9 protein-coding genes are annotated in these 7,752 nt (G+C 62.2%); 4 read left to right on the top strand and 5 right to left on the bottom strand.

What is annotated here, in order from left to right; translation table 11 throughout:
- The coding region (locus MLD24_RS16100; RefSeq protein ID WP_248167968.1) for a hypothetical protein at positions 1 to 226 on the top strand (226 nt) is incomplete at its 5' end.
- Here MLD24_RS16100 and MLD24_RS16095 read toward each other — a convergent pair.
- Entirely contained in the window at positions 186 to 1,766 is a 1,581-nt protein-coding gene (locus tag MLD24_RS16095) for a flavin-containing monooxygenase (protein ID WP_248167966.1), read from the bottom strand. The genes MLD24_RS16100 and MLD24_RS16095 overlap by 41 nt on opposite strands.
- A 163-nt stretch (positions 1,767 to 1,929) precedes the next feature.
- Here MLD24_RS16095 and MLD24_RS16090 point away from each other — a divergent pair, with 163 nt between their 5' ends.
- Positions 1,930 to 2,571 carry a TetR family transcriptional regulator gene (locus tag MLD24_RS16090; protein ID WP_248167964.1) on the top strand — a complete coding sequence of 214 codons (642 nt, stop codon included), beginning with the start codon at positions 1,930 to 1,932 and terminating at the stop codon, positions 2,569 to 2,571.
- Between the two features lie 83 nt (positions 2,572 to 2,654).
- On the opposite strand, the gene bamE is transcribed toward MLD24_RS16090, so the two are convergent.
- The 3 genes from bamE to MLD24_RS16075 all read right to left on the bottom strand — a co-directional run bounded on the left by bamE (position 2,655) and on the right by MLD24_RS16075 (position 5,454).
- Positions 2,655 to 2,963: an outer membrane protein assembly factor BamE domain-containing protein gene (gene bamE / locus MLD24_RS16085; protein WP_227173175.1), complete on the bottom strand. Its 309-nt coding sequence runs from the start codon at positions 2,961 to 2,963 to the stop codon at positions 2,655 to 2,657.
- Between the two features lie 58 nt (positions 2,964 to 3,021).
- Positions 3,022 to 3,915, bottom strand: a complete 894-nt coding sequence (locus MLD24_RS16080; protein ID WP_248167962.1) for a DMT family transporter — start codon at positions 3,913 to 3,915, stop codon at positions 3,022 to 3,024.
- Between the two features lie 426 nt (positions 3,916 to 4,341).
- The gene (locus MLD24_RS16075) at positions 4,342 to 5,454 is read right to left on the bottom strand and encodes an NADH:flavin oxidoreductase (protein ID WP_227173173.1); all 1,113 of its coding nucleotides are present in this window, start codon (positions 5,452 to 5,454) and stop codon (positions 4,342 to 4,344) included.
- A 102-nt stretch (positions 5,455 to 5,556) separates the two neighbouring features.
- Here MLD24_RS16075 and MLD24_RS16070 point away from each other — a divergent pair, with 102 nt between their 5' ends.
- Positions 5,557 to 6,027 (top strand): winged helix-turn-helix transcriptional regulator, encoded by a 471-nt coding sequence (locus MLD24_RS16070; RefSeq protein ID WP_248167960.1) that lies wholly within the window; start codon positions 5,557 to 5,559, stop codon positions 6,025 to 6,027.
- Between the two features lie 62 nt (positions 6,028 to 6,089).
- Here MLD24_RS16070 and MLD24_RS16065 read toward each other — a convergent pair whose 3' ends face one another.
- Complete coding sequence (locus MLD24_RS16065) at positions 6,090 to 6,659, bottom strand: hypothetical protein (RefSeq protein WP_248167958.1); 570 nt, start codon at positions 6,657 to 6,659, stop codon at positions 6,090 to 6,092.
- A gap of 309 nt (positions 6,660 to 6,968) precedes the next feature.
- On the opposite strand from MLD24_RS16065, the gene MLD24_RS16060 reads away from it, so the two are divergent.
- Entirely contained in the window at positions 6,969 to 7,688 is a 720-nt protein-coding gene (locus MLD24_RS16060) for an OmpW/AlkL family protein (protein WP_248167956.1), read from the top strand.
- Positions 7,689 to 7,752: the final 64 nt, after the last annotated feature.

The following is a 7,752-nucleotide window of genomic DNA, read 5'->3' as shown; positions in this document are numbered from 1 at the left end:
GACAGACCATCTCGAGTTCGTGTTGTTGTGGGGAGGGCTCTTTGAGCATGGGGCAGCCTCTGGAAAGTCGCTGACCCAATTACAACAAACCCCCGCTGCCATGGCGAGGGTTTGTCAGCAGTCTGAGCCGGGGCAAAGCCCCGGCAACGCAATGTTCCAACATGCAAGGGAACAAAGACCTGAAATCAGGCTGGTACTGGTGCCGCTTCGGGAGCGTTTGCCGTGAGCGGCTGGCAGCGGTACTGGGCCGCATCGAATGACCGGGTCTGCTGGCGGAACTGCCAGGTGAAGCCCGGCCACAGCGTGGTGTTCTTGCCATTGTCGTTGACGTACCAGCTCTTGCAGCCGGTCTGCCACACCGAATCCCCCAGCTTGGCCTGCATCGAGGCGTTGTAACGGCTTTGGCTGTCGGCCTTCACTTCCACGCTGGACCAGCCCTGGTGCGCCATCTGTTCAAGGGCCGCGATGACGTACTGCACCTGGGATTCGATCATGTACACCATGGAGCTGTGGCCCAGACCGGTGTTGGGCCCCATCAGCAGGAACAGGTTGGGGAAGCCGGCCACGGTGGTGCCCTTGTAGGCTTCGGCGCCGTCCTGCCAGGCATCCAACAGATCCTGGCCGTCACGGCCGTAGATCATGCCGCGGGGGATCGGGTCCTGGGCCTTGAAGCCGGTACCGTAGATGATGCAGTCCACCTCCCGTTCGACACCGTGGTTGTCGACGATGACGTTGCCCCGCACCTCACGGATACCGTCGGTCAGCACGTCAACATGGTCCTGATCCAGCGCCGGGTAATAGTTGTTGGAGATCAGCACCCGCTTGCAGCCAAAGTGGAAATCCGGGGTCACTTTCTTGCGCAGCGCCTTGTCCTTGATCTGACTGCGAATGTGGCGACGGGCCTGGAGCTCCCCCAGCTTGAGGATGCGGGGATTGCCGACAAAGCCCAACACTCGGGCTTCCAGATACCAGTAGATGCTGTTGCGCAGGGCATTGAGAGTCTGCGGTACCCGTCGGAACAGCGCCCGTTCCAGCGGCGAGATGGCCCGATCCGGCTTGGGCATGATCCACGGTGGTGTGCGCTGGTACAGATCCAGATGGGCCGCGTCCCGGGCCACTTCCGGTACGAACTGGATGGCACTGGCACCGGTACCGATCACCGCCACCCGCTTACCGCGGAAATCGTAATCGTGGTCCCAGTCCTGGGAGTGAAACGCCTTGCCGGTAAAGGATTCGATGCCGGCAATCTCCGGGTAGGCCGGCGTGCTCAGACCACCCATGCCGGATACCACCACCTGGGCCGTCAGGGTCTGGAACGCCGGCAACTGGTCGTCGCTGCGGTCCAGCTCATCACCCGGCTTGATGCCCCGGGCCTGCATGTACTGCCACAGTGCCGGACTGTCGCAGGTTTCCAGGGTCCACTGCTGACGGCCCTCCTGGTAGCGGGCACCGGCGACATGGGTGTTCAGACGGATGTGGGGCAACAAGTCATACTTCTCGGCACAGTGACGCAGGTACGCCTGGATCTCCGGCTGCTGTGCGAACATCCGGGACCAGTTCGGGTTCTGCTCGAAGGAGAAGGAATACAGCGCCGACTGCACGTCACAGGCACAGCCCGGGTAGTGGTTCTCGTGCCAGGTGCCGCCCACGTCGTCACTCTGTTCCAGAATGACAAAGTTGCTGTAGCCGGCCTGCTTGAGCCGGATGGCCATGCCCAGCCCGGAAAAGCCGGTACCGATGATGGCGATCTGTGTGTTGTCGTTCATGCTCCCACTCCTGTTGCAACCCGATTGTTATTGGCATGCTGGACTGGCTGCGATGGGCGCCCGTCCGTCGGTAGACAAATGTATACACCCGAAAGTAGACGACTGTATACTTCAAGTTCACGAACAGCGGTCAATTGGCCCTGAATGACGGTAAGGCGTCCCAATGAGCGTGATGAGCGCAGGCAAACTGAAACTGATCCAGGCCGCCCTTAAGCTGGCGACCGAAAGTCGCAGCCTGACTTCCCTGGGCTTGCGGGAGCTGGCCCGGGAAGCCGGGCTCAACCCCAACACCTTCTACCGGCACTTTCGCAACCTGGACGAACTGGGTCTGCAGGTGCTGGGCTACATTGCCGACGAGCTGAAAACGGGGGTACGGGAGCTGCGCAACGTTGCGGACACTTCCGACCAGGCGGTGGCCAGTACCGTCAGCTTCGTCTATCGCTACTTTCTGGAGAACCGGGCCGCCACCACAGTGGCGGTGCGGGAACTGTACGGCCCGTCACCGCTGCTGCGGCGGGCCCTGGAAAACCAGCTTGATGCCAGCGCCCGGGAGATGGCGGAGGACATCCTCAACCTGCGCCTGGTGTCCAGCCGGCTACCACAGGCCACCGTGCTGGAAATCTCCCACATGACGATTCGGTACCTGCTGTTTCGCGCCATGGACTACATCGAGAAACCTGAGCAACGGCTGGCGATCCAGCAGGAAAGCGAGCGCTTCATCAACCGGCAGTTCCGCGGCGCCCTGTTGGACCAGCTGGACGCCGCCGAGCTTGAGGCCCTGGCCGCATCCATCAAACATCGGTGATACCAACCAGCCGGGACACTGGCCGGCTGAACGGGACGCCGGGAGGAAAGGAACGGCCCCGCAGAACGCAGGGCCGGGTTGGTTTACTGGGTGGTGTTGAAGGTATAGGACTCGACGGTACCGTCGTCGTCGAAGGTGATCACCAGGTCGGTGGTCTGGGCATCATCGAACGCCGACCAGCGGTACTTGCCGTAGGTCCAGGTACGCTGACCATCCTTGAGGCCGGTACGCCAGGGCTGGCCAAACAGTCGCTGGACCTCGTCACGGGTGGTGTCTCCCAGGCGGATCTGGTCGACATTGTGAGTGGCGAAATCCTGACCGACCGTGGCACAGCCGCCGATGGTCACAGTCAGCAACAGCGTCGCCAGGGCAACGGGTTTGATCGAGGGCATGGTGACCTCCTGCTATGGGTTGCTGATGCCATGATACGTCAGCCCGGCGTCAACGCGATTACGATGCCGCAACCTTGCCGACAGCTTTCCAGCGGCCGCCAAAGAAGAATACCGCCAACCCCACCAGGATCAGACCACTGCCCTGCAACACGGTGGCTGACAGTACCTCGTCGTTGAACCAGTGCCCCAACGCCATAGCAAACACCGGCGTAATCAGCGTCACCAGCGCCACCGTGCTCGCCGGCAGGTGGTGCAGCACGTGAAAATAGCTGACAAACCCCAGCAGCGAGCCGAACACCGCCAGGTACAGCACCGCCCAGGGCGAGGGACTGGCCCAGTCGAGGGTCGGCGCCTGGCCATCCAGCAACCACCAGGTCAAGACGAACAGCGGTACGCTCAACACCACCGTGCCCACAGTCTGGGCCAGCGGGTGGGAGCGGGCATCGGTACGCTTCACCATCACCGCACTCAGGCTGAACAGAAACACCGCCACAAGCAGCATCAGCAGCCCCGACAGCCGGGCACTGCCAACCGCCAGGTCGTGACCGAACAGCACCACCAGGCCGGTCAGCGCAATGCCACAGGCCAGCCACTTGTAGGCCGGCATTGCCGGCTCATCCACCAGCCAGCGGGCCAGTACCGCTGAGACCATCGGCGACAGCCCATACAGCACCGAAATCAGCCCGGATGGCACCGACTGGGCGGCCAGATAACTGAGGCTCAGGGCAGCATAGACCCCCAACAGTGCCCAGCCGTAGCTGCGCAGCGCCGGCCCCCGCCAGCGCAGGGGAATCCGCAGCGCCGCCACCAGCAACAGGCCCAGCACGGCGGCAATTGCCATCCGCAGGGCCCCCGCCAGAATCGGGTGCAGGGTGGCACCGCTCAGGGCGATGCCCAGGGGAGTGGTGGCCCAGACCAGGACCACCGTCAGATACGCAGCAGGTATGTGCATGAGGTTCTTCCTTGGTAAAGCGTCCGTCGTCACGCCTCCGGAAGCCACCACCCCACGAACAAAAAAGGCCGCAGGGCGATTGCGCTGCGGCCTTTGGAGGATTCGGTGTTACGTCAGTCGTTAACGTCCCCAGCCACAGCCACGCGCGCACGGTGCCAGACGGCCTTGTCGGCCAGTCGGCGAATCGCTTTCGGTGCTGCAGCACAACAGGAGAACATGGGTAACCCTGAAAAAAATTGGAACATCAACAAATAACGAATCCGCAGAATGCCGCGCCCGGGCCAACCCTGTCAACCGGCATTCGCGCGGTTCGATCAACACACTGGCCGGCACTGCGCCGGCAGGCCAACCCGGGGCGCCGAAAAAAGCCCCGCCAAGGCGGGGCAACAGGGGACGTCCAGTCTTCGGAGGTCGTCAATCCGGGTGTCAGTACAGCTTGGCCAGGGACTTGCGGGCAAAGGCCTCAACCTCGTCGAGCCGGCCTTCCTTCACTTTCACCAGCCATTCCGGGTCCTGCAGCAGCGCGCGGCCGACCGCAATCAGTTCGAACTCGTGGTTGTTCATCCGCTCCACCAACTCGTCAATGCCGGACTGCTCCACCGACTCCTGCTTGCTGGCAAAGGTGCCGCTGATGAAGTCTTCGGTCAGCCCCACGCTGCCCACCGACATGGTGGGAACGCCGCTCAGTTTCTGGGTCCAACCCGCCAGGTTGAGGTCGGAACCTTCAAACTCCGGCTCCCAGAAACGACGGGTGGAGGCGTGGAAGATGTCCACCCCGGCCTCCGCCAGTGGTTTGAGGAAGGCCTCCAGCTGCTCTGGGGACTCCACCAGGCGGGCCTCATAGTCCTGCTGCTTCCATTGCGAGAACCGCAGCATGATCGGGAAGTCGGGACCCACCCGCTCACGTACCGCTTCGATGATCTCGATGGCGAAGCGCTGACGGTTGGCCATTGAGCCACCGTATTCGTCGTCCCGCTGGTTGGTGCCTTGCCAGAAGAACTGGTCAATCAGGTAACCGTGGGCACCGTGAATCTCGACGCCATCAAACCCGATGGCCTTGGCGTCCTGAGCCGCATCGGCGAAGGCCTGAACCACCTCGTCGATGTCGCCCTTGCTCATCGCCCGGCCATTGGGCTTGCCCGGTGCAAACAGCCCCGACGGGCTGAACCCCGGCACACTGGCATCCGGTTCGGTGCCTTCCTTGCGTACCGCACCCACATGCCAGAGCTGGGGGAAGATCTTGCCACCGGCGTCGTGAACGGCATCCACCACCTTTTTCCAGCCCGCCAGCGCCTCGGTGCCGTGGAACGCCGGCACGTTGGGATAACCGTTGGCGCCCGGATGGTTCACCGTGGTGCCCTCGGTGATCAACAGTCCCACGCCGCCTTCGGCGCGCCTGCGGTAGTAGGCCACCACATCATCGCCCGGCACGCTGCCCGGTGAAAAGTTGCGGGTCATGGGCGCCATGGCCACCCGGTTGGCGAGGGTCAGTTTGGTGGTCTCGAAAGGCTCGAACAGGGGTCCAAGGTTCATCGTCATGATCGGTCTCCGCTGCGTTGGCAGTCCGGTTGATTTGGTTTCATAACGCAACCCTATTTAATCTGGTTTCTTGATGCAACCCTTTTCGGTAGACTGTGATCCATGGCCAGAAAACGTTTTGATGATTCCAACTGCTCCGTCGCCCGCGCCCTCAACGAAGTGGGTGACTGGTGGTCACTGCTGATCGTGCTGCAGGCAATGTACGGCACCCGCCGCTATGTCGATTTCCAGAAGGAGTTGGGGATTGCCAAGAACATTCTCTGCGACCGGCTGGGGCGCCTGGTGGAAAACCAGGTGCTGACCAAGGTCGATGTGGGGGAGCATGGCTGCCGCTTCGAATACCGGCTGACCGACAAGGGCCGGGAGCTGTTTCCGGTGGTCATCGCCCTGCGGCAATGGGGGGACAGGTGGAACCCGGCGCCGGACCAGGCCCCGCTGGATCTGCGGGACCGGGCCAGTGGCCGGCCGATCAGCCCTGTGTGTGTGCGGGATGCGGATGGCCAGCCACTGACCATCCGCGAGGTGTGCCTGCCGGGGGCGACGTCTGCTGACGACCCGGCCGCTGACAGCTAAGGTCCCGTCCGGGTGATTCGCTGATCTGCCGAGCCTCCGAAAACGTTGAGCGCAAGGCGCGCTCAGCCACGATCTTTGTCGTATCCGGTCATCACCATGATCTGGGTGCCCTCACCCTCCGGTGACACCATGAAGTTCAGCACCCGGTCCTGCTTGCGCAGCCAGGCCGTTGCGTCACTGGCGGTACCGTCCTCACCTTCAATCCACATCACCCCGTCCAGCTCTTCTTCGTCTAACTGCCAGCCCGCGTCGGAGGCGTCCTTCACCAGGGTGTCCACCACGGTTTTAACGTCATCCAGTGTCGAGCCGGCCACCATGAAGTGTTCGCCCTGCTCGCGGGTGTTGCGGAACATGGATTCCAGTGCCATGCCCTGGTAAACCGGCACATCTGCCGGGAAGTCCTCCGGCAGTTCGTCCACCTCCAGCGCGAAGGACATCTGGCCTTCACCGTAGTCAAACCCACTTAGCTCGCCGTTTTCATCGAACTGCATACCGGCTTCTTCAAACTGGGATTTCACATACTTCTCTGTCATCGACTCCACCGCGTCGGAACAGCCCGACACCGTCAGCGCAGCGGCGACGGCAGCACCGGCGACAGGTAAACGCAGGGATTGCAGGAAATATAGCGACATGGGATTCCTCCTTAAAAAACGTATCGTCCTTGGATGCGAAATACAGCAGCAAAGCATTATGCCACGGATCAGCGTCCAGGGAGCCCCTGCTTGACGCCGGATCACCGCTGGCCCGTTCGCACCTGCCTGCGACCCACCACAGCCTTCTATTGAGCCCAATCAACTTCCGGCCGGCGCCGGCCGGATCTCAAGACCGATTCTTGCGTCAGGTCAAGTTGCGTTTTTGCCAACGGCGTACCCTTGGGGTCATAGATCACTGTTGATCGATGCTTCTGATCATTACTTCCCTGTTTCCCGAAGGAGTTTGCCATGTCCCATACCCTCAAGACCGGAATCCTTGCTGGCTGCCTGCTGGCGGCTGGTGTTGCCCAGGCCCACGAAGCCGGAGACTTCCTGATCCGCGCCGGCGCCGTCGTAGTGGACCCGCAGGAATCCAGCGATACCGTGACTCTGGGCGGCGCTGGTGTTGGCGATGGCAACTGGGAAGTCGGTGTTGATTCCAATACCCAGCTGGGTATTACCGCCACCTACATGCTCAACGACAACTTCGGGGTGGGTATTCTGGGTGCCACGCCGTTCAAGCACGACATCAGTGCGGCCGGCTCCATCGCCGGTGCCGGCAAGCTGGGTTCCACCAAGCACCTGCCGCCGACCATCACCGCGCAGTACTACCCGCTGGGAGCCAATCAGCAGATTAACCCGTACGTCGGCATTGGCCTGAACTACACCAACTTTTTTGAGGAAGACACCACTCCGACACTGACCGGCGCGGTCGACGCAGCCCTGGGCGGCGGGGTGATTGACGCCACCGAGCTGGAACTGGATGACAGCTTCGGCATCGCCGCCGAGCTGGGTGTGGACGTGCAGATCACCGACCAACTCGGTGTGAACGCCGCCATGTGGTGGGCAGACATCGACACCACCGCCGACATCCACGCCATCAGCGACGGTCAGCGCGTTGGCACCGCCAAGGTGGACGTGGAAATCGATCCGATGGTGTACATGATCGGCCTCAGCTACAAGTTCTGAGACCTGACAGCGCCTCTGGCGGAGTGGCTTTACAGCAGGGAAACCACCAGAGGCGCCCGGAACC

This window comes from Marinobacter xestospongiae, from assembly GCF_023156385.1.
In the GTDB taxonomy this organism is placed as follows: domain Bacteria; phylum Pseudomonadota; class Gammaproteobacteria; order Pseudomonadales; family Oleiphilaceae; genus Marinobacter; species Marinobacter xestospongiae.
The sequence above is the reverse complement of the archived record's forward strand: the minus strand, read 5'-3'. Positions and strand labels throughout refer to the sequence as shown.

Excerpts from the sequence above, each read along its gene's own strand:
- MLD24_RS16065 (WP_248167958.1), bottom strand. The coding sequence starts at position 6,659 with ATGTCGCTATATTTCCTGCAATCCCTGCGTTTACCTGTCGCCGGTGCT.
- MLD24_RS16060 (WP_248167956.1), top strand. The coding sequence starts at position 6,969 with ATGTCCCATACCCTCAAGACCGGAATCCTTGCTGGCTGCCTGCTGGCG.
- MLD24_RS16080 (WP_248167962.1), bottom strand. The coding sequence starts at position 3,915 with ATGCACATACCTGCTGCGTATCTGACGGTGGTCCTGGTCTGGGCCACC.
- MLD24_RS16095 (WP_248167966.1), bottom strand. The coding sequence starts at position 1,766 with ATGAACGACAACACACAGATCGCCATCATCGGTACCGGCTTTTCCGGG.
- MLD24_RS16070 (WP_248167960.1), top strand. The coding sequence starts at position 5,557 with ATGGCCAGAAAACGTTTTGATGATTCCAACTGCTCCGTCGCCCGCGCC.
- bamE (WP_227173175.1), bottom strand. The coding sequence starts at position 2,963 with ATGCCCTCGATCAAACCCGTTGCCCTGGCGACGCTGTTGCTGACTGTG.
- MLD24_RS16075 (WP_227173173.1), bottom strand. The coding sequence starts at position 5,454 with ATGACGATGAACCTTGGACCCCTGTTCGAGCCTTTCGAGACCACCAAA.
- MLD24_RS16090 (WP_248167964.1), top strand. The coding sequence starts at position 1,930 with ATGAGCGTGATGAGCGCAGGCAAACTGAAACTGATCCAGGCCGCCCTT.